Source organism: Cellulomonas sp. IC4_254, from assembly GCF_011603975.1.
GTDB lineage: Bacteria > Actinomycetota > Actinomycetes > Actinomycetales > Cellulomonadaceae > Cellulomonas.
The window spans coordinates 1-22,191 of record NZ_JAANNB010000042.1 but is presented as its reverse complement, the minus strand read 5'-3'; the positions used below and the strand labels follow the sequence as shown (position 1 = coordinate 22,191).

Genomic DNA, 22,191 nt, shown 5'->3' with positions numbered 1-22,191 from the left:
CCGACCCCCGTGCACCCGCGGAAGGACGATGAGATGACGACGACGGACCCCGGCCGCCCGGCTGCGGCCGAGCCGATGAGCCAGGACGAGGCCATCGCCTCGATCGGCAACTACGGCTACGGCTGGCACGACGCCGACGAGGCGGGCGCCACCGCCCAGCGCGGCCTCTCCGAGGAGGTCGTGCGCAACATCTCGGCGCTCAAGAACGAGCCCGAGTGGATGCTCAAGACCCGCCTCAAGGCGCTGCGCCTGTTCGACAAGAAGCCGATGCCCTGGTGGGGCGCGGACCTGTCGGGCATCGACTTCGACAACATCAAGTACTTCGTGCGGTCGACGGAGAAGCAGGCGACGTCCTGGGAGGAGCTCCCGGAGGACATCAAGAACACCTACGACCGCCTGGGCATCCCGGAGGCCGAGAAGCAGCGCCTGGTCGCCGGCGTCGCCGCGCAGTACGAGTCGGAGGTCGTCTACCACCAGATCCGCGAGGACCTGGAGGCGCAGGGCGTCATCTTCGTGGACACCGACACCGGTCTGCGCGAGTACCCGGAGCTGTTCGAGCAGTACTTCGGCTCGGTCATCCCCCCGGGCGACAACAAGTTCGCGTCGCTGAACACCGCCGTGTGGTCGGGCGGCTCGTTCGTCTACGTGCCGCCGGGCGTGCACGTCGAGATCCCGCTGCAGGCCTACTTCCGGATCAACACCGAGAACATGGGCCAGTTCGAGCGGACGCTGATCATCGCGGACGAGGGCTCGTACGTGCACTACGTCGAGGGCTGCACCGCGCCGATCTACCAGTCGGACTCGCTGCACTCCGCGGTCGTCGAGATCGTCGTGAAGAAGAACGCCCGCGTGCGCTACACGACGATCCAGAACTGGTCGAACAACGTCTACAACCTCGTCACCAAGCGGGCGACCGCGGCCGAGGGCGCGACGATGGAGTGGGTCGACGGCAACATCGGCTCCAAGGTCACCATGAAGTACCCGGCGATCTACCTGCTGGGCGAGCACGCCCGCGGCGAGACGCTGTCCATCGCCTTCGCGGGCGAGGGCCAGCACCAGGACGCCGGCTGCAAGATGGTGCACGCCGCGCCGCACACGTCCTCGTCCATCGTGTCGAAGTCGGTGGCCCGCGGCGGCGGCCGGACCTCGTACCGCGGCCTGGTGCAGGTCCTGGAGGGCGCCAGCCACTCCGCGTCGAACGTCCTCTGCGACGCCCTGCTGGTCGACCAGATCTCGCGCTCGGACACCTACCCGTACGTCGACGTCCGCGAGGACGACGTGTCGATGGGCCACGAGGCGACGGTGTCCCGGGTGTCCGAGGACCAGCTGTTCTACCTGATGTCCCGCGGCATGACCGAGACCGAGGCCATGGCCATGATCGTGCGCGGGTTCGTGGAGCCCATCGCGCGCGAGCTCCCCATGGAGTACGCCCTCGAGCTGAACCGCCTGATCGAGCTGCAGATGGAAGGGGCCGTCGGCTGATGTCGACCACCACACCCGAGACCCCCGGTCTCTCCACCGACCACTCCCGCGCGACGGCCGACGAGGCGCACAGCCACGGCGTCGGCACCGTCCCCGAGTCGTCCCGCGCGGCCCGCGCCACCTCGTTCGAGGTCGCGGACTTCGCGGTGCCGACCGGGCGCGAGGAGGAGTGGCGGTTCTCGCCGGTCGACCGGCTGGCCCCGCTGTTCGCCCCGGAGACGGGCCGGCTCACGGGCCACGGCGTCCTCACCACGGTCGTGAACGCGCCCGAGGTCGAGGTCGAGATCGTGGACCGCGACGACGCCCGCCTCGGCCGCGCCGGCGAGCCCGGCGACCGCGCCGCGGCCGTCGCGTGGGCCTCGTTCCCGCGCGCGACCGTCGTGACGATCCCGCAGGAGGCCGTGGCGTCCACGGTGACCTCCGTGCGTGTCGAGGGCGTCGAGGGGCAGCTGGAGCCGACGGGGAGCCACCTGCTCGTGCACGCCAAGCCGCTGTCGCAGGCGACGGTCGTCATCGACCACGTCGGGTCCGCGCTGCTCACCGAGACCGTCGAGGTCGTGGCGGAGGACGGCGCGCACCTGACCGTCGTGTCCGTGCAGGACTGGTCCGAGGGCGCCGTGCACAACGCGGCGCACCGGGTGCGGCTCGGCCGCGACGCCACGGTCAAGCACATCGTGGTGACGCTCGGCGGCGACGTCGTCCGGCTCACCCCGGACGCCGAGTTCGTCGGCGAGGGCGGCTCGGTCGAGATGCACGGCGTGTACTTCGCCGACGCCGGCCAGCACCAGGAGCAGCGGCTGTTCGTCGACCACGCGGTCCCGAACTGCAAGAGCCGCGTGACCTACAAGGGCGCGCTGCAGGGCGAGGGCGCGCACACCGTGTGGGTCGGCGACGTGCTGATCCGCAAGGAGGCCGAGGGCACCGACACCTACGAGCTCAACCGCAACCTGGTCCTCACGGACGGCGCGCGCGCGGACTCGGTGCCGAACCTCGAGATCGAGACGGGCCTCATCGAGGGCGCGGGCCACGCCAGCGCCACCGGCCGGTTCGACGACGAGCAGCTGTTCTACCTGCGCTCGCGCGGCATCCCGGAGACGGACGCCCGCCGCCTGGTCGTGCGCGGCTTCTTCGCCGAGCTGATCCACCAGATCGGCGTGCCCGAGGTCGAGGAGCGGCTCATCGCCGCGATCGAGGCCGAGCTGGCGCAGTCGATGACGGAGTTCCAGGGCGCCCCGGCCGTGGCCGGCGGCGACCTCGCCTCCGACATCACGCCGGAGACGGACGCCGAGCGCGCGATCCTCGCCGAGCCCGCCTCCGTCGCGTCGGCGGACGAGCCCGCATGACCGCACAGCTCGCGTGCATGACGTCCGACGTCCCCGAGGCCGGCACGTTCCGTGTCGAGCTCGAGGGGCCGTCGGGCCCCGTCGAGGTCGCGGTCGTCCGCGACGAGGACGGCGCCCTGCACGCCATCAGCGACATCTGCTCGCACGGGGCGGTCTCGCTGTCCGACGGCGAGGTCGAGGGCTGCACCGTGGAGTGCTGGCTGCACGGGTCGCGGTTCGACCTGCGCACCGGCGAGCCGCTGGGCCCCCCGGCCGTCCGCCCCGTCCCCGTCTACCCCCTGACCGTCGACGGCGAGCGTGTGCTCGTCGACGTCGACGGCGCTGCCTGAGCCTTCCGAGGAGAACCCGCATGCCCACCCTGGAGATCCGCGACCTGCACGTCAGCGTCGAGACGAAGGAGGGTCCGAAGCCGATCCTCCGCGGCGTCGACCTGACCATCAACAGCGGCGAGACGCACGCCATCATGGGCCCGAACGGCTCCGGCAAGTCCACGCTGGCCTACTCGCTCGCCGGGCACCCGAAGTACACGATCACCTCGGGCACCGTCACGCTCGACGGCGAGGACATCGTCGCCATGTCGGCCGACGAGCGCGCCCGCGCCGGCCTGTTCCTCGCCATGCAGTACCCGGTCGAGGTCCCCGGCGTCTCGGTGTCGAACTTCCTGCGCACCGCGAAGACCGCGATCGACGGCGAGGCGCCCGCGCTCCGCACCTGGATCAAGGACGTCGACGGCGCCATGGAGCGCCTGCGCATGGACTCCTCGTTCGCCGAGCGCTCGGTCAACGAGGGCTTCTCCGGCGGCGAGAAGAAGCGCCACGAGATCCTGCAGATGGAGCTCCTCAAGCCCCAGTTCGCGATCCTCGACGAGACCGACTCCGGCCTCGACGTCGACGCGCTGCGCATCGTCTCCGAGGGCGTGAACCGCGCCAAGGAGTCGACCGACGTGGGCGTCCTGCTCATCACGCACTACACGCGCATCCTGCGGTACATCCAGCCGGACTTCGTGCACGTGTTCGTCGACGGCCGGATCGCCGAGGAGGGCGGGCCCGAGCTCGCCGAGCGCCTCGAGAACGAGGGCTACGACCGGTTCCTGACCTCGGGCGCCTCCGCCTGACGGTCCGATCCGCGGGGCGCGGGGGCGGCGGCAGGTCCGCCGCCCCCGCGGGCCCCGCACACCCCGGAGGGCGACCGGGCACCAGGCCACGACGCACGACGACGAGGACACCGAGATGACCGACACGCTGGACCGGGCCGCGCAGGACGGGCAGGGGCGGACGCTGGACGCCGCCGAGCTGGCCGCCGTGCGCGCGGACTTCCCCCTGCTGCAGCGGACCGTCCGCGACGGGCGGCCCCTCGTCTACCTCGACTCGGGCGCCACCTCGCAGAAGCCCGAGGTCGTCCTCGACGCCGAGCAGGACTTCTACACGCAGCGGAACGCCGCCGTGCACCGCGGCGCGCACCAGCTGGCCGAGGAGGCCACCGAGGCGTTCGAGACCGCCCGGCACGAGGTCGCCTCGTTCGTGGGCGTCGCCGACGACGAGCTCGTGTGGACGTCAAACGCCACCGCCGGCCTGAACCTGGTCGCGTACGCGATGTCGAACGCGACGCTGGGCCGCGGCGGCGACGCCGCCCGCCGGTTCGCCCTCGCGCCCGGCGACGAGATCGTCGTCACCGAGGCCGAGCACCACGCGAACCTCGTGCCGTGGCAGGAGCTCGCGGCCCGCACCGGCGCCACGCTGCGCTGGCTCGGCGTCGGCGACGACGGCCGCATCCGGGTGGACGAGCTCGACACGGTGGTCACGGACCGGACGAAGGTGCTCGCGTTCACGCACGCCTCCAACGTCACCGGGGCCGTCACGCCGGTCGCGCCGTTCGTGGCGCGGGCCCGCGAGGTCGGCGCGCTCACGGTGCTCGACGCGTGCCAGAGCGTGCCGCACCTGCCCGTCGACCTGGCCGCGCTCGGCGTCGACTTCGCCGCGTTCTCCGGGCACAAGATGCTCGGCCCGACCGGCGTCGGCGCGCTGTACGGCCGCCGCGAGCTGCTCGAGGCCATGCCGCCGGTCACCACCGGCGGGTCGATGGTCGAGGTCGTCACCATGGAGCAGACGACGTACGCGCCGCCGCCGCGCCGGTTCGAGGCCGGCACCCAGATGGTGTCCCAGGCCGTCGGCATGGGCGCCGCGGCGACCTACCTGGCCGAGCTGGGCATGGACGCGGTCGCCGCGCACGAGCGGCACCTCGCCGGGCTGCTGCTCGACGCCGTCGCCTCCGTCCCGGGCGTGCGGGTGATCGGTCCGACCGAGAACGTCGACCGGCTCGCGACCGTGGCGTTCGTCGTCGACGGCGTGCACGCGCACGACGTGGGCCAGGTCCTCGACGACGCCGGCGTGGCCGTGCGGGTCGGGCACCACTGCGCGCAGCCGCTGCACCGCCGGTTCGGCGTGGCCGCCACCGCCCGCGCGTCGGCCGCCGTCTACACGACGGACGAGGAGATCGCGGTGTTCCGGGAAGCACTGGCGGGGGTCCGGACGTTCTTCGGATTGGACGAGGGCACTGCCTGATACTGGCAAGACCAGCAGACCGAGAGAGCGAGAGCCGCACCGCATGAGCACCGGCATGGAGCAGCTGTACCAGCAGCTGATCCTCGACCACGCCAAGCACCCCGCCCACCGCGGGGCGCAGGACGCATACGACGTCGAGGTCCACCACGTGAACCCCACCTGCGGGGACGAGGTGACGCTGCGCGTGCGCCTGGAGCCCGGCGAGCAGGGCGCGCCGGTGATCGGCGAGCTCACCTGGACCGGGCAGGGCTGCTCGATCTCGCAGGCGTCCGCGTCCGTGATGTCGCAGGCCGTCGCCGGCGGGTCCGTCGAGCACGCGCTCGCGCTGTCCGACGACTTCCGCGAGCTGATGGACTCCCGCGGCGTGCTGCCCGAGAAGTTCGAGGGCGACGGGCTGGCCGAGGAGATGGAGGACGCCGTCGCTTTCGTCGGCGTCGCCCGGTACCCCGCCCGCATCAAGTGCGCCCTGCTCGGCTGGGCGGCCATGAAGGACGCGGTGGCGCAGGCCTCCGTGACGACCACGAACCCCGAGGAGGGGCGATGAGCGACACCACGGTGTCCCCGGAGCAGGACGGCGCCGCGCCGGCGCCCGTGAACGCCGCCGACGTCGAGGAGGCGCTGCGCGACGTCATCGACCCCGAGCTCGGCGTCAACGTCGTCGACCTCGGTCTCGTCTACGGCATCGCGATCGAGCAGGGCCGCAACGTCGTCATCGACATGACGCTCACCTCGGCGGCCTGCCCGCTGACGGACGTCATCGAGGACCAGGCGGGCACCTCGCTCGAGGGCCTCGTCGACTCGGTGCGGATCAACTGGGTCTGGATGCCGCCGTGGGGGCCGGAGAAGATCACCGACGACGGCCGCGCGATGATGCGGGCGCTGGGCTTCAACATCTGAGCCCGCGGACGACACGACGCCGGGGCAGGGTCATCCTGTCCCGGCGTCGGTGCGTCCGGGGTCAGAGCGACGCGGCCGCGAAGGTGTCGCAGGACTGGACCGAGCCGTCGCGGTAGCCGGTCATGAACCAGCGCTGCCGCTGCTCGCTCGACCCGTGCGTCCAGGTGTCCGGGTTCACCCCACCCGCGGACTGCTGCTGGATGTGGTCGTCGCCGACCGCCGCCGCGGCGGACAGCGCCTGCGCCAGCTCGTCCTCGGTGATGGGCTCCAGGAACGGCACGCCGGTGTCCGGGTCGACCGTCGTCGCCGCGTCGCCGGCCCACAGCCCCGCGTAGCAGTCGGCCTGCAGCTCGACGCGCACGGAGTCGGAGTCGTCGCCGGTCCCGGACCGGTCGGCGCTGTCGAAGATCCCGGTGAGCTGCTGGATGTGGTGCCCGTACTCGTGGGCGACGACGTACTCCTCGGCGAGCGGGCCGCCCTGCGCGCCGTACTGCGAGGACAGCAGGTCGTAGAACGACAGGTCGAGGTAGATCGTGCGGTCCGGCGGGCAGTAGAACGGCCCCGTCGACGCCGACGCGCTGCCGCAGCCGGTCTCGGTCGCGTCCTGGAACGACACCACGGCGGGCTCGACGTCCGGGTCCTGGGCGAGCTCGGGGAGCGTGCGCTGCCAGTACTCGTCGAGCGCCTGCACGGTCGCCGACAGCCGGCACTCGCGCTCGGCGTTGGCCTGCTCCGCCGAGCACGCGCCCACCTCGGCGACCTGCTCCGGCGAGCCCCCGCCGCTCCCGCCGCCGGACAGCAGCTGGGTCGGGTTGCCGCCGAGCAGCGTGACGACCACCACGAGCACCAGCGTGCCGAGGCCGCCGCCCACGGCGATGCCCTTCCCACGACCCCCGCCGCTGCGGGACTGCACGCGGCCGCCCTCGAACCTGCCGCCGTCCTGGAACGTCATGCCGGGGACGGTAGCCCGGCGCCGGGGGCGGCGCGCGGCGAGCGGCCGGTCAGTCGACGATCCCGCGCGCGGCCAGCGCCTCGCCCAGGTCCCGCGCCCGGCCGACCACCCGCAGCACCGCCGGTGTGAGCCACACCCGGGGGTCGCGCTCCACGCCGCGGGCGCGCGCGGCGTCCCGGACCTCGTGCACCGTGCGGGCGATCTCCGGCACCGTCCGCAGCACCAGGGCCACGGCCAGGGCGACCAGGTCCGGGGGGACGCCGACCCGGCGCAGCGGCCGGGCGGCCCGCGCGAGGCCGTCGAGCAGCCGGTCGGCGGGGGTGGTCGCGGTGACGACCGCGGCGGCGAGCACGAGGGTCAGCAGGTTGGCGACGACCTCCACCGCCGGGCCCCAGCCGCGGGCCCACGCCTGGTACGCGCCGGCGAGGACCGCGGTGACGAGCACGGGCAGCATCCCGCGCAGCGTGGGGCGCGCGGGGAGCGCGGCCACGGCGGCCGCCGCGACGGCGAGCGCGAGGAGCCCCAGCGACGCCGGCACGCCGCGGGTCGCGACGACCGCGACGCCGAGCAGCGCCAGGCCTGCGAGCTTCGCGCCGACGGGCGCCCGGTCCAGGGGGGTCCGGGCGGTGCGGTGGGCGCCGAGCAGCGTCACGCGGGCTCGACCGCCATCAGGGCCCGGTACGCGTCGAGAGCCGGTCCGGGCGCGCCGTCGTGGACCACGCGCCCGGCGTCGACCACGAGCACCCGGTCGGCCCGGGCGGCCGCGTCGAGGTCGTGCGTCACCTGGACCACCTGCTGCGGCAGGTCGGCCAGCAGGGCGTCGACGACCCGGCGCCACCGCAGGTCGAGCAGCGTGGTGGGCTCGTCGCACACGAGCACCGCCGGCTCGGTCGCGAGCACCGCGGCGAGCGCGAGCAGCTGCCGCTGACCGCCGGACAGCGCCCGCACCGGCAGGTCGGCCCGGGACGCCAGCCCGACCCGCGCGAGCGCCTCCCGCGCGCGGGCGTCGCGCTCGCGGGCGGGCACGCCGAGGCGGCGCAGGGACAGCGCGACGTCCTCGACCGGCGTGGGCATCACGACCTGCGCGTCGGGGTCGGTGAACAGGAAGCCGACCCGGCGGCGCACCGCGGCGCCGTCGCGCGCGGTGTCGAGGCCGTCGACCCGCACCGAGCCGGCCGACGGCAGCGTCAGCCCGTTGAGCAGCCGGGCGAGCGTCGACTTGCCCGAGCCGTTCGCCCCGACGACGGCGACCCGGCGCTCGGTCAGCGTCGCGGTCACCGGGCCGAGCAGGGTCACGACCCGCTCCGCCCCGCGCCGGCCCTCGCCCGGGGCGTACGCGGTGACGACCGCGCCGTCGAGCTCGATCACCGGCCGCGCAGCAGGTCCGGGAAGGCGCGCAGGGCGGCCGCGGCGACGACCGCGGCGAGCGCGTTCTTGATCAGGTCGCCGGGCAGGAACACGGCGCCGGCGGCGAGCGCCTCGGACGCCGACAGCCCCAGCCGCCAGCCCATGACCGCGATGCCGAGCGGGTGCACGACCAGCAGCGAGGCGGCCGTCGCGGCGCCGAACAGGGCGGGCACGCGCCACCAGGCCGGCGCGCGCCGGGCGAGCAGCCCGAACCCGCCCGCGATCGCGGCGGCCGCGGGGAACGCGAGCAGGTAGCCCGCCGACGGGGACGCGAGCACGCCGAGCCCGCCGGTCGCGCCCGAGAACACCGGGACGCCCGCGAGGCCGACCGCCACGTAGAGCAGCAGCGCCAGGGCGCCGCGGCGCGGGCCGAGCACCAGACCGGTCAGCACGACGCCGAACGTCTGCAGCGTGATCGGGACGGCGCCCCCAGTCGGGATCGCGGGCAGGACGGCGCACACCGCGACGAAGGCGGCGAACGTGGCGACCAGCGCGACGTCGGTGGCGACCGAGGTGCGGGCGACGGGGGCCGGTGCGGTCGCGGGCGCGGCGTGCGACGGCGCGACGGCGGCGTCGGCCACGGGGACGGCGTCGGGGCGGTGCTCGGACATCGGACCTCGCGGGGGTGCGGTCGGCTGGGGGAGCGGCGTGCGGCGCGGGGGCGCGCTCGCCGGACGCCACGCTAGTGCGGTGCGCTCCCGCGCGGTCGTGCGGGTGGAGCCAACGCTGGGCGCGCGCCCCTGTCGACTTCCGCACCCCGCGCACGCCGCAGCCCGCCGAGTTCGGCACTCCGCGGCCGAGTTCGGCACCTCGAGCTGCCGAACTCGGCGCCGGACTGCCGAACTCGGCGCCCGGGCGCCCGGGCACGCCGCGTGGGCGAGCCCACGGAATTCCGGTCGGGGTCGGGGCGCTGGGACTCGTAGGATGAGCGACGTTTGTGCCGGCCCGCGACGACGGGGCGCGCGGCATCGACCGCGGCCGAGCACGACCGACAGGGAGCAGGGACTACCGAGTGATCACCGTTCAGGGCGTCGAGCTGCGCGTGGGGGCCCGCGTGCTGCTCTCCGAGGCGACCTTCCGGGTGGCGCCGGGCGACCGGATCGGCCTGGTCGGCCGCAACGGCGCCGGCAAGACCACGCTGACCAAGACGCTGGCGGGGGAGACGCAGCCGACCGGCGGGCAGATCACCCGCAGCGGCGACATCGGCTACCTGCCGCAGGACCCGCGGTCGGGCGAGCTGTCCGACCTCGCGATGTCCCGCGTGCTCTCGGCGCGCGGCCTGGACCGGATCATCGAGCAGATGCGCGAGACCGAGGGCCTGATGGCGTCCACGGACGACGCGGTGCGCGAGGCCGCCATGGAGCGGTACCCCAAGCTCGAGGCCCGGTTCACCGCGGGCGGCGGCTACGCGGCGGAGAGCGAGGCGCACCGGATCACCGCGAACCTCGGCCTGGACGACCGCGTGCTCGGCCAGCCGCTCAGCACCCTGTCCGGCGGCCAGCGCCGCCGCGTCGAGCTCGCGCGCATCCTGTTCTCCGGCAACGACACGCTGCTGCTGGACGAGCCGACCAACCACCTGGACGCCGACTCGATCGCCTGGCTGCGCGACTACCTCAAGACATACCCGGGCGGCTTCGTGGTCATCAGCCACGACGTCGACCTGCTGCGCGCCACCGTGAACAAGGTGTTCCACCTGGACGCGAACCGCGGCGAGCTCGACCAGTACAACCTCGGCTGGGACGCCTACGTGCTGCAGCGCGAGACGGACGAGAAGCGCCGCCGCCGCGAGCGGGCGAACGCCGAGAAGAAGGCCGGCGCGCTGCTGGCCCAGGCGGACAAGATGCGCGCGAAGGCCACCAAGGCGGTCGCCGCGCAGAACATGGCCCGCCGCGCCGAGCGGATGCTGTCCGGCCTCGACGAGGTCCGCGCGTCCGACAAGGTCGCCAAGCTGCGGTTCCCCGAGCCCGCCCCGTGCGGCCGGACCCCGCTGACGGCCTCCGACCTGTCGAAGTCGTACGGGTCGCAGGAGGTGTTCGCGGGCGTCGACCTGGCGATCGACCGGGGCTCCCGGGTCGTCGTGCTGGGCCTCAACGGCGCGGGCAAGACCACGCTGCTGCGGATGCTCGCCGGCCTCCAGGAGTCCGACACCGGCGAGGTGCGTCCCGGGCACGGCCTCAAGCTCGGGTACTACGCCCAGGAGCACGAGACGCTCGACATGGACCGCACGGTCGTCGAGAACCTGCGCTCCTCGGCCCCGGACCTGACCGACACCCAGGTGCGGTCGGTGCTGGGCTCGTTCCTGTTCTCGGGCGACGACGCCGACAAGCCCGCCAGGGTGCTGTCCGGCGGCGAGAAGACCCGGCTGGCGCTCGCGGCCCTCGTGGTGTCGTCGGCGAACGTGCTGCTGCTCGACGAGCCCACCAACAACCTCGACCCGGCCAGCCGCGAGGAGATCCTGGCGGCGCTGCGCGGGTACACCGGCGCGGTCGTGCTGGTCAGCCACGACGAGGGGGCCGTCGAGGCGCTGAACCCGGAGCGGGTCGTGCTGCTGCCGGACGGCGACGAGGACCTGTGGAACCCGTCCTACCTGGACCTGGTCACGCTGGCCTGACGGCCCCCGTCTCCGGACGGCGGGCGGTCAGCCGAGCTGGGAGTCGATCAGGGCGTCCTCGGCCTCCTCGTCCGAGGTGCGCCGGCGCCGCGACTGCTGCGCGGGTGCCGGGCGCGGGGCCCGCGGGCTGCCGTCGCCGTCCTCGCCGGCGGCGGCCGCCTCCGCACCCTCGAGCAGCTCGCGCCGCGCCAGCCAGCCGAACGCCGCCAGCGACCCGACCGAGAAAGTCCACCACTGGAACGCGTACGACAGGTGCGACCCGGGGTCGGTGCTGGGCGCGGGAAGGTTCCCGAGCGCGGTGGCGGGGGCGGGGGTCTCCTCGACGAGACCGCCGTACCCGCCGTAGGACTCCGCGTCCGAGCCGCCGGCCGCGAGCACCTGGCCGACGTTGATCGCCTGCACCTGCCCGGCCGGCGCGGACCGCGCGTCCGCCGGCTCGTCCGGGCGCAGGTGCACCGTGACGGTGACGTCGCCGGCGGGCGGGGCGGGGACGTCGACCTCGCCGCTCGCGTCGTCGTCCCAGGCCACCCAGCCCCGGTCGACGACGAGCGCCGACCCGTCCGCCAGCACCAGCGGGGTGATGACGTGGAACCCGGGCTGGCTGTTCACCGGGCGGTTGCGGAGCAGCACGGTCGCGTCGGCGTCGTAGGTGCCCGTGACGGTCGCCTGCCGCCATACGTCGCCGGGGTCGAGCGTGGCGCCGGTCGCCGGCAGCAGGGCGTCGAGCGGGACGGGGTCGGCGGAGTAGTTCTGCTCCACCAGCCGGATCGCCGCGTCCCGGGCGACGTGCCGGTGCCACTGCCAGCGGCCGAGGAACACGCACGCCACCGACACGGCCACGGCGAGCAGCACCAGCCCGACGGCACGCCGGGTGGCGGGGTTGCCGCGCAGCAGCCTCATCGCGACCCCGGGAGCCCGGGCAGCCCGCCGAGGCCCGGGAGCCCGGGCCGCGCGCCGAGCTCCATCCGGGGCAGGTCGGCGACCGGCACCGTGTCCTGGTAGAAGGCGCGCACCCGCAGGTACTCCTCGAGGTGCTCCCGGTGCTCGCCGCACGCCAGCCAGACCTTGCGGCGCTCGGGCGTGTGCAGGCGCGGGTTGTTCCACAGCACGCCCCAGGACGCGTCGGTGCGGCAGCCGCGGGCGCTGCACACGAGGTCCTCGCCGACGGCGTCGGGGGTGGGCGCGGTCATCGGGGGCCTCCGGGGGTGTCGTCGTCCGGCAGGTCGTCGCCCGCCGGGGTGCGGTCCTCGCCGGCGGCGGCCCCCGGCGTCCAGCGGTCGTCCCGCGGGTCGTCCCGCGCCTCGTCCGGCCGCGGGGGAGCCGGGGCCACCGGCCGCGCGGTCGGCGCCGCGTCGAGCAGGTGCGGGACGTACCCGGGAGGAGCGACGTCGCGGCGCTCGCGGCCGGCGTTGGCGAACAGCACGGCGATGTACGGCAGGACCACGGCGCCGACGATCAGCACGAGGCTGACCCACAGCGGCACGCGGCTCCAGGTGAGCACGGCGACGACGAAGCACACCACCCGGATCCCCATCTGGATCAGGTAGCGGCGGGCCCGGCGCGCCTGGTCGGCGCCCAGGGGCTCGGGGGCGCTGGTGATGCTCTGCGCCGGTTCGGGGTTCCGCCTGCTCACACCTGATCGTAGGCGCCGCCGGGCGTTCCTCTCTCCCGGCGGCGCCCCGGTCTCAGCCCGCTCACAGCAGGCGACCAGCCCCGGATTGTGCGAACCGGACAACGCGCGCCCACCATCCTGTGCCGCGGCGGTGCACCGCCGCTCGGGGGGCGTCGGATAGCGTCGACTTCCGTGTCCGAGAACTCCCAGCCCAGCAGCCCGGAGCCGCGCAGCGTGCTCGTGACCGGGGCCAACCGCGGCATCGGCCGCGCCATCGCCGAGCGGTTCGTCGCGAACGGTGACAAGGTCGCGACGATCGTCCGCAGCGGCGGCGCCCCCGACGGCGTCCTCGCGCTGACCGGCGACGTCACCGACACCGCGTCCGTCGACGCCGCGTTCGCCGAGGTCGAGGCCCAGCACGGCCCGGTCGAGGTCCTCGTGGCCAACGCGGGCGTGACCCGCGACGGCCTGCTCATGCGGATGTCGGACGACGACTTCCAGCAGGTGCTCGACGTCAACCTCACGGGCGTGTTCCGCTGCGTGCGCCGCGCGTCCAAGGGCATGATCCGGCTGCGCCGCGGGCGCATCGTCATGATCGGCTCCGTCGTCGGCCTGTACGGCAACGCGGGCCAGGTCAACTACACCGCGACCAAGGCCGGCCTCGTCGGCATGGCCCGGTCGGTCACCCGCGAGCTGGGCGGCCGGGGCATCACCGCGAACGTCGTGGCGCCGGGGTTCATCGAGACGTCGATGACCTCCGACCTGCCGCAGGACCGCCAGGACGCGTACCTGTCGTCGATCCCCGCCGGCCGGTTCGGCGCGGTCGACGAGATCGCCGCCGCCGTCGAGTTCCTCTCCTCGCCCGCCGCCGGGTACATCTCGGGTGCCGTGCTGCCGGTCGACGGCGGCCTCGGCATGGGCCACTGACCTCCTCCTCGCACCCTCGAACGATCGGAAACACCATGGGCCTCCTCGACGGCAAGAAGCTCCTCGTCACCGGCGTCCTCACCGACGGCTCCATCGCCTTCCACGTCGCGCGGCTCGCGCAGGAGGAGGGCGCCGAGGTCGTGCTGAGCTCGTTCGGCCGCCAGTTCCGGCTGACCCAGGCCATCGCGCGCCGGCTGCCGAAGGAGGCGCCGGTCGTGCAGCTCGACGTCACGGACGCCGAGGACCTGGCCGCCCTGCCGGAGCGGGTGCGCGAGCACGTCGACCACCTGGACGGCGTCGTGCACTCCATCGGCTTCGCGCCGCAGTCGGTCATGGGCGGCAACTTCCTCGCCGCCGAGTGGGCCGACGTCGCCACCGCGCTCGAGGTGTCCGCGTTCTCGCTGAAGTCGCTCGCGACCGCCACGCAGCCGCTGCTCACCGGTGGCGGCTCGATCGTCGGCCTCACGTTCGACGCCCGGTTCGCCTGGCCGGTCTACGACTGGATGGGCGTCGCCAAGGCCGCCTTCGAGTCCACCTCGCGCTACCTGGCCCGCGACCTCGGTCCGCAGGGCATCCGGGTCAACGTGGTGTCCGCCGGCCCGATCCGCACCACCGCCGCGAAGTCGATCCCCGGCTTCGAGTCGATGGAGGGCGGCTGGGACGGCCGCGCGCCGCTCGGCTGGGACGTGCACGACCCGGAGCCCACCGCCCGCGCGGTCGCCGCCCTGCTGTCCGACTGGTTCCCGAAGACCACGGGGGAGATGGTGCACGTCGACGGCGGCGTGCACGCCATGGGCCAGTAGTCGTGGGACGCTGGTGCGCGTGACCCACGGCTCCGCGCACCAGCTCGTCCTGCTCCGCCACGCGAAGGCGGAGCACCCGGGCTCCCTCGACGACCGGCTCCGGCCCCTCGCCCTCGCCGGACGGAAGCAGGCCACCGAGGTCGGCACGGGGCTGCGCGCCGCGGGCCTGGTGCCCGACCTCGCGCTGGTGTCGTCCGCGCTGCGCACCCGGCAGACCTGGGACCTGGTCCGCGCCGGCCTCGAGGTGCCCGCGGAGACCGCCCGGTTGTCCGACGACGTCTACGCCGCCGGCATCCGGCAGCTGCTCGGCCTGCTGCGCGAGCTCGACGAGTCCGCGGGGACCGTGCTCGTCGTCGGCCACGAGCCGACGGTGTCGCAGACCGCGGCCGCGCTCGCCGGACCGGGGTCGGACGACACCGCGCTCGCGCGGGTGCGGGTCGGCGTGTCGACCGCGTCCTACTCGGTGCTCGAGGTCCCGACGGCGTGGGCCGACCTGGAGCCCGACGGCGCGCGCCTGCTGCGGGTCGTCGACCCGGCCTGAGCCGGCTCAGGCGAACGGCGGCAGGTCCAGCACGGCGTCCAGGCGGTCCCGCACCACGGCGTCCGCCCGCGCGCACACGACCGGCTTCGCGTTGAACGCGATGCCGAACCCGGCCTCGGCCAGCATGTCGAGGTCGTTGGCCCCGTCGCCGATCGCGACGGTCCGCTCCAGCGGCACCCCGGCGTCGGCGGCGAACTCGCGCAGCGTGCGGGCCTTCACGGCCCGGTCCACGACCTCGCCCGCCACCCGCCCGGTCAGCGCCCCGTGCTCGACCTCGAGCGCGTTCGCCCGGTAGCGGGGGATGCCGAGCCGGTCGGCGAGCGGGCCGACCACCTCGACGAAGCCGCCGGACACCAGCCCGACCGGCCAGCCGCGCCGGTCCAGCTCGGCCAGGAGCTCGACGGCCCCGGGCGTCACGACGACCTCCGCCAGCACCGCGTCGAACACCGACACCGGCAGCCCCGCCAGCGTCGCGACCCGGGCGCGCAGCGACTCCGTGAAATCGAGCTCGCCGCGCATCGCGCGCTCGGTGATGTCGGCCACCTCCGCGCGCGAGCCGGCGCGCTCGGCCAGGAGCTCGACGACCTCCTGGGTGATGAGCGTCGAGTCGACGTCCATGACGACGAGGCGGGTGGGTCGCGGCAGGCTCACCCGGGCAGGCTAGCGGGACGCGTCCCGCCCGCGCGGGGCGTGTCCACGCGCGCGGTCACAGCTCGACGACGGCGCCCTTCGGGACGACCGTGATGCCCGACTCCGTCACGGTGAACCCGCGCTCGAGGTCCTGCTCCCGGTCGATGCCGACCCGCGCCCGCTCGTGCACCACGACGTTCTTGTCGAGGATCGCGCGGTGCACCTGGGCGTACCGGTTCACGATGACGCCGTCCATCAGCACCGAGTCGGTGACCTGCGCCCACGAGTGCAGGTACACGCCCGGCGACAGCACCGAGCCCGACACCGTCGCCCCGGACACGATCACGCCCGGGGACACGATCGAGTCGGCCGCGTGGCCCAGGCGCCCGGCGCCCGCGTGCACGAACTTCGCCGGCGGCAGGCCGGTGTAGCCCGTGTACAGCGGCCAGGCGTCGTTGTAGAGGTTGAACACCGGCTCGATCGAGATGAGGTCCTGGTTCGCGTCGTAGTACGAGTCCAGGGTCCCGACGTCCCGCCAGTACTGGCGGTCCCGGTCGGTGGACCCGGGGACGTCGTTGTTGATGAAGTCGTAGACCGCCGCGGTGCCGCGCTCGACGAACGCCGGGACCAGGTCGCCGCCCATGTCGTGCCGGCTGCTCGGGTTCTCCGCGTCCTCGGTGACCGCGCGGATCAGGGCGTCGGTGTTGATGACGTAGTTGCCCATCGACGCGAGGATCTCGCCGGGGGAGTCCGGCAGGCCGACCGGGTCGGACGGCTTCTCCCGGAACGCGGTGATCTTCGTCGGGTCGTCCGGCGCGGTCTCGATGACGCCGAACTGGTCGGCCATCGCGATCGGCTGCCGGATGCCGGCGACGGTCATCTCGGCGCCGGTGGCGATGTGCTGGTCGACCATCTGCGAGAAGTCCATGCGGTACACGTGGTCGGCGCCGACCACGACGACGATGTCGGGCCGCTCGTCGTCCAGGATGTTCAGGCACTGGTAGATCGCGTCCGCGCTGCCGAGGTACCAGTGCTTGCCGACCCGCTGCTGCGCGGGCACGGGCGAGACGTAGTTGCCCAGCAGGGTGGACATGCGCCAGGTCTTCGACACGTGCCGGTCGAGGCTGTGCGACTTGTACTGCGTCAGCACGATGATGTGCAGGTACCGCGAGTTCACGAGGTTCGACAGGGCGAAGTCGACCAGGCGGTAGATGCCCCCGAACGGGACGGCGGGCTTGGCGCGGGCGGCGGTCAGCGGCATGAGCCGCTTGCCCTCTCCACCTGCGAGGACGATTGCCAGGATGCGCGGCGCTGCCATGTGCCGACCGTAGTGCCACCACCTCCGTCTCGGCGAGGCGAACTGCCCGGCACGCGCTAGCGTGTCGCGCGTGAGAGTCGACCTGCTGACCCGCGAGTACCCGCCGCACGTCTACGGCGGTGCCGGCGTCCACGTGGCGGAGCTCGCCGCGGTGCTGCGTCGCAGCGTCGACGTGCGGGTGCACTGCTTCGACGGCCCGAGGGACGAGCCCGGCGTGACGGGCTACGACGTGCCCGCCCCGCTCGGCGACGCCAACCCCGCCCTGGCCACCTTCGGGGTGGACCTGGCGATCGTGGACGGCGTCGGCCGGGGCGAGGGGCCGGCGACCGACCTGGTGCACTCGCACACCTGGTACGCCAACCTCGCCGGCCACCTGGCGTCCCTGCTGCACGGCGTGCCGCACGTCGTCTCGGCGCACAGCCTCGAGCCGCTGCGCCCGTGGAAGGCCGAGCAGCTCGGCGGCGGGTACGCGCTGTCGTCCTGGGCCGAGCAGACCGCGTTCGAGTCCGCCGCCGCCGTCATCGCGGTGAGCGCGGGCATGCGCGCCGACATCCTGCGCTGCTACCCGGCCATCGACCCGGAGAAGGTCCGGGTCGTGCACAACGGCATCGACCTGACCGGCTGGCGGCGCCCGGAGACCGACGACGAGTGGGCCGCCGCGCGGGACGTCGCCCGGGCGAACGGCATCGACCCGGACCGGCCGGCGGTGGTGTTCGTCGGGCGGATCACCCGGCAGAAGGGCCTGCCGTACCTGCTGCGCGCGGCCGAGTCGCTGCCGCCCGAGGTGCAGCTCGTGCTGTGCGCCGGCGCGCCGGACACGCCCGAGATCCTCGCCGAGGTGACGGACCTGGTCGAGCAGCTGCGCACCCGCCGGGACGGCGTCGTGTGGATCGAGCGGATGCTGCCGCGCGACGAGCTCGTCGCCGTGCTCGCCACCGGCACCGTGTTCGCCTGCCCCTCGGTCTACGAGCCGCTGGGCATCGTCAACCTCGAGGCCATGGCCGTCGGGCTCCCGGTCGTCGGCACCGCGACCGGCGGCATCCCGGAGGTCGTGGACGCGGGCACCACCGGCTGGCTGGTGCCGATCGAGCAGGTGCAGGACGGCACCGGGACGCCCGTCGACCCCGACCGGTTCGTCGCCGACCTCGGCGCGACGCTGGCGGAGGCCGTGTCCGACGCCGAGCGGGCGCGCGCCTGGGGCGTCGCCTCCCGGCAGCGGGTCGAGGACCACTTCTCCTGGGACGCGATCGCCGACCGGACCCTCGAGGTGTACCGCTCCGTCCTGGGCTGAGCCGCCGCGCCGGCCGGGCGGTCAGGCCCGGCGCGGGTCCGGGGCGTCGTGCGCCGGGTGGGTGGCGACCGCCAGCGCTCGCCGCGCCGCCCGGTCGACGTCCCGCAGCGCCGTCGTGCGCTGGTCCGCCTGCCACAGGTTCACCGCCGCGCCGTCGTCGGCGGTGGCGAGGTCGACGATCGCCCGCAGCCGCAGGGCCGAGCCGAGGACCCGCACCCGCCGGGGGTCGAGCCCGGGCGGCAGCACCCCGCGGGCGTCCGGGGTGTCGCGCAGGGCGGCGATCTGCTCGGCGGCGTCGGGCCGCCAGCGCGCCACGTCCAGGCTGGTCAGCGCCTCGGTCGCCCGGGTGAGCGCCGTCGTCAGCTCGCGCTCCGCCTCGGCCAGCGTGCCGACGTGCCCCACGAGCGCGGTCCGCCAGGGCGCCACCGGGTGCACCTGCCAGGTTACCAGGTGGCCTGCCTCGTACACGCTGCCGAACACCTCGACCCGCGGCACCGCGGCGAAGTCGCCGTCGGGTGTGCTCACCAGGACGGCCTCGCCGGCGGCCTGCGCGGCGCCCGCCACCCGCGCCGGCGCCCCCGCGGGGTCGCCCGGGGCGGGCAGCACGGCGGCCACGACGCGGGGCCCGCTGGCCCAGGCGGCCACCAGGTCGGCGAGCGTCACCGACCCCCGGGCGTCGTCGTCCAGCCCGGGCACGTCGGCACCGGGCACCGCCACGCGGTGCGGCTCGTCGTCGCCCTGGACGGCGACGAGCGTGCGCTGGACGGGGTCGGCGCCGGCGCCCGCCTGGTCGAGCCAGAGGGCGAGGCGCACGGAGCGGGGCAGGGCGAGGGCGGTGCGGTCCACGCCACCAACGTACGTCCACGTCCGGGCCGCTCCGGGCGGCTAGGGTCTGGTGTCCATGACCGACGTGCTCGACCTGCAGGACGTGACCATCCGCCGCGGCACCACGACGATCCTCGACGGGCTCTCCTGGACGGTCCGCGAGGGCGAGCGCTGGGTGGTGCTGGGCCGCAACGGCGCCGGCAAGACGACGGTGCTCCAGGTGGCCTCCGGCCGGATGCACCCGACGTCCGGCACCGCCGACCTGCTCGGATCCCGGCTCGGCCGGGTCGACGTGTTCGAGCTGCGCCCGCGGATCGGCCTGGCCAGCGCGGCGCTCGCGGAGCGCATCCCGGGCGGCGAGGTCGTCAAGGACGTCGTGCTGACCGCCGCCTACGGCGTGACCGGCCGCTGGCGCGAGGCGTACGAGGCCGTGGACGAGTCGCGGGCCGCCGACCTCATGGCCGCGTTCGGCGTCGAGCGGTTCGCCGACCGGTACTACGGCACGCTGAGCGAGGGCGAGCGCAAGCGCGTGCAGATCGCCCGCGCGCTGATGAGCGACCCCGAGCTGCTGCTGCTCGACGAGCCCGCGGCGGGCCTGGACCTGGGCGGCCGCGAGGAGCTGGTCGCGGCGCTGGCCGAGCTCGCGGCCGACCGGCGGTCGCCGGCCCTGGTGCTGGTCACGCACCACGTCGAGGAGATCCCGCCGGGCTTCACGCACCTGCTGCTGCTGGCCGACGGGAAGGTGCACGCCGCGGGGCCGGTCGAGGAGGTCCTCACGTCGGAGAACCTCACGGGCGCGTTCGGCACGCCGCTCGAGGTCGAGCGCTCCGGGGACCGCTGGACGGCTCGCGGACGGCGCTGACCTGGTTCATCCTGGTTCGTCCCGCTGGTCCACCGGCGCTCGGATTTCCTCACAGATCGGTCAAGGGATCGTCTAGGATCGGTGGTGAGCGGCCGGTCGCCGGTCGTTCGTGCACGAGACGACGGACGGCGGTGCCCGCACCGGGCGCCCGGGCTGAGAGGGGCCGACGATGGACTGGCTGTGGTGGCTGGGTGGCGCGCTGCTGCTGGGCGTCGCCGAGATGTTCTCGCTCGACCTGATCTTCCTCATGCTCGCGGGCGGCGCCCTGGCCGGCGCGCTCGCGGCCGCGCTCGGCGCCCCGCTGGCGGTCCAGATCGTCGTGGCCGCGGCGGCGGCGCTGCTGCTGCTGTTCGCGCTGCGGCCGTTCCTGCTGCACCGGCTGCGGGAGCGCACCGCGCTCGTCGAGACCAACTCCGCGGCGCTGGTCGGGCGTCCCGCGGTCGTCGTCGCGCCGACCGACGCGTCGGGCGGCCGCGTGAAGCTCGGCGGCGAGGTCTGGTCCGCGCGCTCGCTCGTCGTGGGCGCCTCGTTCGACACCGGCACCGAGGTCCGCGTCGCGCGGATCGACGGTGCCACGGCGGTCGTCGAGGCCGCCGGCGACCGGCCCGCGACCGGCGGCTCCGGCGCGCCGGGCACCCCCGCGGGCATCTGACGGACGGCGGCGGCCGACCGGTCGCCGCCGCGCACGTGACGGCCCCACCGGGCCGCGGCTGGGAGGAGACGCAGTGGACGACCCGAGCATCGGCACGATCGTGGGGTGGGTGCTGCTCGCCATCCTCGTGATCTTCGTCGTGGTGACCCTGGCGCGGGCGGTGCGGGTCGTCCCGCAGACCGTCGCGCTGCTCGTCGAGCGGCTGGGCCGGTACCACCGGACCCTGGACGCCGGCCTGCACCTGATCATCCCGTTCATCGACCGGGTCCGCGCCGGCGTCGACCTGCGCGAGCAGGTGGTGTCCTTCCCGCCGCAGCCCGTGATCACGTCCGACAACCTCGTCGTGAGCATCGATACCGTCATCTACTTCCAGGTCACCGAGCCCAAGTCCGCGGTCTACGAGATCGCGAACTACATCACCGGCATCGAGCAGCTCACGGTCACCACCCTCCGGAACGTCATCGGCTCGATGGACCTCGAGCAGACCCTGACCAGCCGCGACCAGATCAACGGCCAGCTCCGCGGCGTGCTCGACGAGGCGACCGGCAAGTGGGGCATCCGCGTCAACCGCGTCGAGCTCAAGAGCATCGACCCGCCCGCCTCCGTGCAGGGCGCCATGGAGCAGCAGATGCGCGCCGAGCGCGACCGCCGCGCCGCCATCCTCACCGCCGAGGGCGTCAAGCAGTCCCAGATCCTCACCGCCGAGGGCGAGAAGCAGGCCGCGATCCTCCGCGCCGAGGGTGCCGCCCAGTCGGCCATCCTCACCGCCGAGGGCGAGTCCCGCGCGATCCTCCAGGTCTTCGACGCCGTGCACCGCGGCGACGCCGACCCGAAGCTGCTGGCCTACCAGTACCTCCAGGCGCTCCCGAAGCTCGCCGCCACCCCCGCCAACAAGGTGTGGATCGTGCCGTCCGAGCTGACCGGCATGCTCGGCCAGTTCACCCAGGGCTTCGCCGGCGCGTTCGGCGGCGGGGGGGTGGCGCCCGAGGGCGCGCCGTCCGGCCGGGCGGCGGGGGAGTCCCCGATCGGACCGGACGACCTGCCGCCGGTCGCGCTGACCGACCCGAAGGAGGCGCTCGCCGAGGCGCGGCGCGAGTCCGAGGCGGCCACCGCCGACGCGACCAGCGCCGGGACGTTCAGCGGCCGGCCGTTCGACCCGGTCGCCGAGGCGGGCCAGCGCCCGCAACCCGGCACGACGCGGCGCGAGCAGCGGGACGCCGGCCCCGGGCAGGTCCCGCCGGCCGCGCCCGAGCCGCCCGTGCAGCCCGGCCCGGCGGCGCCGCCGGCGCCGTGACGCGGGGCCGCGCGCGCTGACGCGCGGCACGTTCGACGACGCCCGTCGCACCCTCCGGGGTGCGGCGGGCGTCGTCGCGCGCGGTGCGCGGTGCGCGGAGCACCAGGCCCGGGGGCGGGGCGCCCCTGACGCCGAGATAGGACCTGCGCGCCGAGATAGGGCCGCCCGAGGTCCTATCTCGGC

General features: G+C 74.6%; 25 protein-coding genes. 15 read left to right on the top strand and 10 right to left on the bottom strand.

Annotation, left to right across the window (positions count from 1 at the left end):
* The first annotated feature begins 33 nt into the window (after window positions 1–33).
* The 7 genes from sufB (at window position 34) to G6556_RS06560 (ending at window position 6,283) form a co-directional block, all read left to right on the top strand.
* Window positions 34–1,482, top strand: coding sequence for a Fe-S cluster assembly protein SufB (sufB, locus tag G6556_RS06590; protein ID WP_166939654.1), 1,449 nt, complete (start codon window positions 34–36; stop codon window positions 1,480–1,482).
* Complete coding sequence (gene sufD, locus G6556_RS06585; RefSeq protein WP_166939653.1) at window positions 1,482–2,825, top strand: Fe-S cluster assembly protein SufD; 1,344 nt, start codon at window positions 1,482–1,484, stop codon at window positions 2,823–2,825. Before sufB ends, sufD begins: the two co-directional genes overlap by 1 nt.
* Window positions 2,822–3,154, top strand: coding sequence for a non-heme iron oxygenase ferredoxin subunit (locus G6556_RS06580; RefSeq protein WP_166939651.1), 333 nt, complete (start codon window positions 2,822–2,824; stop codon window positions 3,152–3,154). Before sufD ends, G6556_RS06580 begins: the two co-directional genes overlap by 4 nt.
* Before the next feature lie 20 nt (window positions 3,155–3,174).
* Entirely contained in the window at window positions 3,175–3,939 is a 765-nt protein-coding gene (gene sufC / locus G6556_RS06575; protein ID WP_166939649.1) for a Fe-S cluster assembly ATPase SufC, read from the top strand.
* Window positions 3,940–4,054: 115 nt separating this feature from the next.
* Entirely contained in the window at window positions 4,055–5,386 is a 1,332-nt protein-coding gene (locus G6556_RS06570; RefSeq protein ID WP_166939648.1) for a SufS family cysteine desulfurase, read from the top strand.
* Window positions 5,387–5,429: 43 nt separating this feature from the next.
* Window positions 5,430–5,930, top strand: a complete 501-nt coding sequence (sufU, locus tag G6556_RS06565; RefSeq protein ID WP_205693116.1) for a Fe-S cluster assembly sulfur transfer protein SufU — start codon at window positions 5,430–5,432, stop codon at window positions 5,928–5,930.
* A complete protein-coding gene (locus tag G6556_RS06560) occupies window positions 5,927–6,283 on the top strand; it encodes a metal-sulfur cluster assembly factor (protein ID WP_166939646.1) in 357 nt (118 codons plus the stop codon). Before sufU ends, G6556_RS06560 begins: the two co-directional genes overlap by 4 nt.
* 61 nt (window positions 6,284–6,344) lie before the next feature.
* On the opposite strand, the gene G6556_RS06555 is transcribed toward G6556_RS06560, so the two are convergent.
* The 4 genes from G6556_RS06555 to G6556_RS19105 are packed head-to-tail and all read right to left on the bottom strand — an operon-like array spanning window position 6,345 to window position 9,253.
* Entirely contained in the window at window positions 6,345–7,235 is an 891-nt protein-coding gene (locus G6556_RS06555) for a neutral zinc metallopeptidase (RefSeq protein ID WP_166939644.1), read from the bottom strand.
* A gap of 49 nt (window positions 7,236–7,284) precedes the next feature.
* The gene (locus G6556_RS06550; protein ID WP_166939642.1) at window positions 7,285–7,887 is read right to left on the bottom strand and encodes a CbiQ family ECF transporter T component; all 603 of its coding nucleotides are present in this window, start codon (window positions 7,885–7,887) and stop codon (window positions 7,285–7,287) included.
* Complete coding sequence (locus G6556_RS19110; RefSeq protein WP_346774759.1) at window positions 7,884–8,603, bottom strand: ABC transporter ATP-binding protein; 720 nt, start codon at window positions 8,601–8,603, stop codon at window positions 7,884–7,886. The genes G6556_RS06550 and G6556_RS19110 overlap by 4 nt, the downstream gene beginning before the upstream one ends.
* Window positions 8,600–9,253 carry a biotin transporter BioY gene (locus tag G6556_RS19105; protein ID WP_205693115.1) on the bottom strand — a complete coding sequence of 218 codons (654 nt, stop codon included), beginning with the start codon at window positions 9,251–9,253 and terminating at the stop codon, window positions 8,600–8,602. Before G6556_RS19105 ends, G6556_RS19110 begins: the two co-directional genes overlap by 4 nt.
* A 401-nt stretch (window positions 9,254–9,654) precedes the next feature.
* Here G6556_RS19105 and abc-f point away from each other — a divergent pair, with 401 nt between their 5' ends.
* Window positions 9,655–11,253, top strand: coding sequence for a ribosomal protection-like ABC-F family protein (abc-f, locus tag G6556_RS06540; RefSeq protein WP_166939640.1), 1,599 nt, complete (start codon window positions 9,655–9,657; stop codon window positions 11,251–11,253).
* A gap of 27 nt (window positions 11,254–11,280) precedes the next feature.
* Here the strand turns inward: abc-f and G6556_RS06535 are convergent, their stop codons facing one another.
* The 3 genes from G6556_RS06535 to G6556_RS06525 are packed head-to-tail and all read right to left on the bottom strand — an operon-like array spanning window position 11,281 to window position 12,886.
* The gene (locus tag G6556_RS06535; protein ID WP_166939638.1) at window positions 11,281–12,153 is read right to left on the bottom strand and encodes an SURF1 family protein; all 873 of its coding nucleotides are present in this window, start codon (window positions 12,151–12,153) and stop codon (window positions 11,281–11,283) included.
* Window positions 12,150–12,443: a hypothetical protein gene (locus G6556_RS06530; RefSeq protein WP_166939636.1), complete on the bottom strand. Its 294-nt coding sequence runs from the start codon at window positions 12,441–12,443 to the stop codon at window positions 12,150–12,152. The genes G6556_RS06535 and G6556_RS06530 overlap by 4 nt, the downstream gene beginning before the upstream one ends.
* A complete protein-coding gene (locus tag G6556_RS06525; protein ID WP_166939635.1) occupies window positions 12,440–12,886 on the bottom strand; it encodes a DUF3099 domain-containing protein in 447 nt (148 codons plus the stop codon). Before G6556_RS06525 ends, G6556_RS06530 begins: the two co-directional genes overlap by 4 nt.
* Before the next feature lie 171 nt (window positions 12,887–13,057).
* Here G6556_RS06525 and fabG point away from each other — a divergent pair, with 171 nt between their 5' ends.
* From fabG to G6556_RS06510, 3 genes are read left to right on the top strand one after another with little or no spacing between them, the layout of a single operon-like run.
* Complete coding sequence (gene fabG / locus G6556_RS06520; RefSeq protein ID WP_166939633.1) at window positions 13,058–13,792, top strand: 3-oxoacyl-ACP reductase FabG; 735 nt, start codon at window positions 13,058–13,060, stop codon at window positions 13,790–13,792.
* Window positions 13,793–13,827: 35 nt separating this feature from the next.
* The gene (gene fabI, locus G6556_RS06515) at window positions 13,828–14,595 is read left to right on the top strand and encodes an enoyl-ACP reductase FabI (RefSeq protein ID WP_122148048.1); all 768 of its coding nucleotides are present in this window, start codon (window positions 13,828–13,830) and stop codon (window positions 14,593–14,595) included.
* A gap of 19 nt (window positions 14,596–14,614) precedes the next feature.
* Window positions 14,615–15,136: a histidine phosphatase family protein gene (locus G6556_RS06510; protein WP_166939631.1), complete on the top strand. Its 522-nt coding sequence runs from the start codon at window positions 14,615–14,617 to the stop codon at window positions 15,134–15,136.
* 6 nt (window positions 15,137–15,142) lie between these two features.
* Here the strand turns inward: G6556_RS06510 and serB are convergent, their stop codons facing one another.
* Both serB and G6556_RS06500 read right to left on the bottom strand, forming a co-directional pair.
* Window positions 15,143–15,781: a phosphoserine phosphatase SerB gene (gene serB, locus G6556_RS06505; RefSeq protein WP_240933864.1), complete on the bottom strand. Its 639-nt coding sequence runs from the start codon at window positions 15,779–15,781 to the stop codon at window positions 15,143–15,145.
* A gap of 61 nt (window positions 15,782–15,842) precedes the next feature.
* On the bottom strand, window positions 15,843–17,084 hold the full coding sequence (locus G6556_RS06500; protein WP_166939629.1) for a glucose-1-phosphate adenylyltransferase: 1,242 nt from the start codon (window positions 17,082–17,084) through the stop codon (window positions 15,843–15,845).
* A gap of 70 nt (window positions 17,085–17,154) precedes the next feature.
* Between G6556_RS06500 and glgA the strand changes: the two genes are divergently transcribed.
* Window positions 17,155–18,375 carry a glycogen synthase gene (gene glgA, locus G6556_RS06495; protein WP_166939627.1) on the top strand — a complete coding sequence of 407 codons (1,221 nt, stop codon included), beginning with the start codon at window positions 17,155–17,157 and terminating at the stop codon, window positions 18,373–18,375.
* A 21-nt stretch (window positions 18,376–18,396) separates the two neighbouring features.
* Here glgA and G6556_RS06490 read toward each other — a convergent pair whose 3' ends face one another.
* The gene (locus G6556_RS06490) at window positions 18,397–19,221 is read right to left on the bottom strand and encodes a hypothetical protein (RefSeq protein ID WP_166939626.1); all 825 of its coding nucleotides are present in this window, start codon (window positions 19,219–19,221) and stop codon (window positions 18,397–18,399) included.
* Window positions 19,222–19,276: 55 nt separating this feature from the next.
* On the opposite strand from G6556_RS06490, the gene G6556_RS06485 reads away from it, so the two are divergent.
* The 3 genes from G6556_RS06485 (at window position 19,277) to G6556_RS06475 (ending at window position 22,008) form a co-directional block, all read left to right on the top strand.
* Window positions 19,277–20,062 (top strand): ABC transporter ATP-binding protein, encoded by a 786-nt coding sequence (locus tag G6556_RS06485; RefSeq protein WP_166939624.1) that lies wholly within the window; start codon window positions 19,277–19,279, stop codon window positions 20,060–20,062.
* A 169-nt stretch (window positions 20,063–20,231) separates the two neighbouring features.
* Window positions 20,232–20,714 carry an NfeD family protein gene (locus G6556_RS06480; protein WP_166939622.1) on the top strand — a complete coding sequence of 161 codons (483 nt, stop codon included), beginning with the start codon at window positions 20,232–20,234 and terminating at the stop codon, window positions 20,712–20,714.
* Between the two features lie 73 nt (window positions 20,715–20,787).
* Window positions 20,788–22,008 (top strand): SPFH domain-containing protein, encoded by a 1,221-nt coding sequence (locus G6556_RS06475; protein ID WP_166939621.1) that lies wholly within the window; start codon window positions 20,788–20,790, stop codon window positions 22,006–22,008.
* Window positions 22,009–22,191 lie beyond the last annotated feature (183 nt).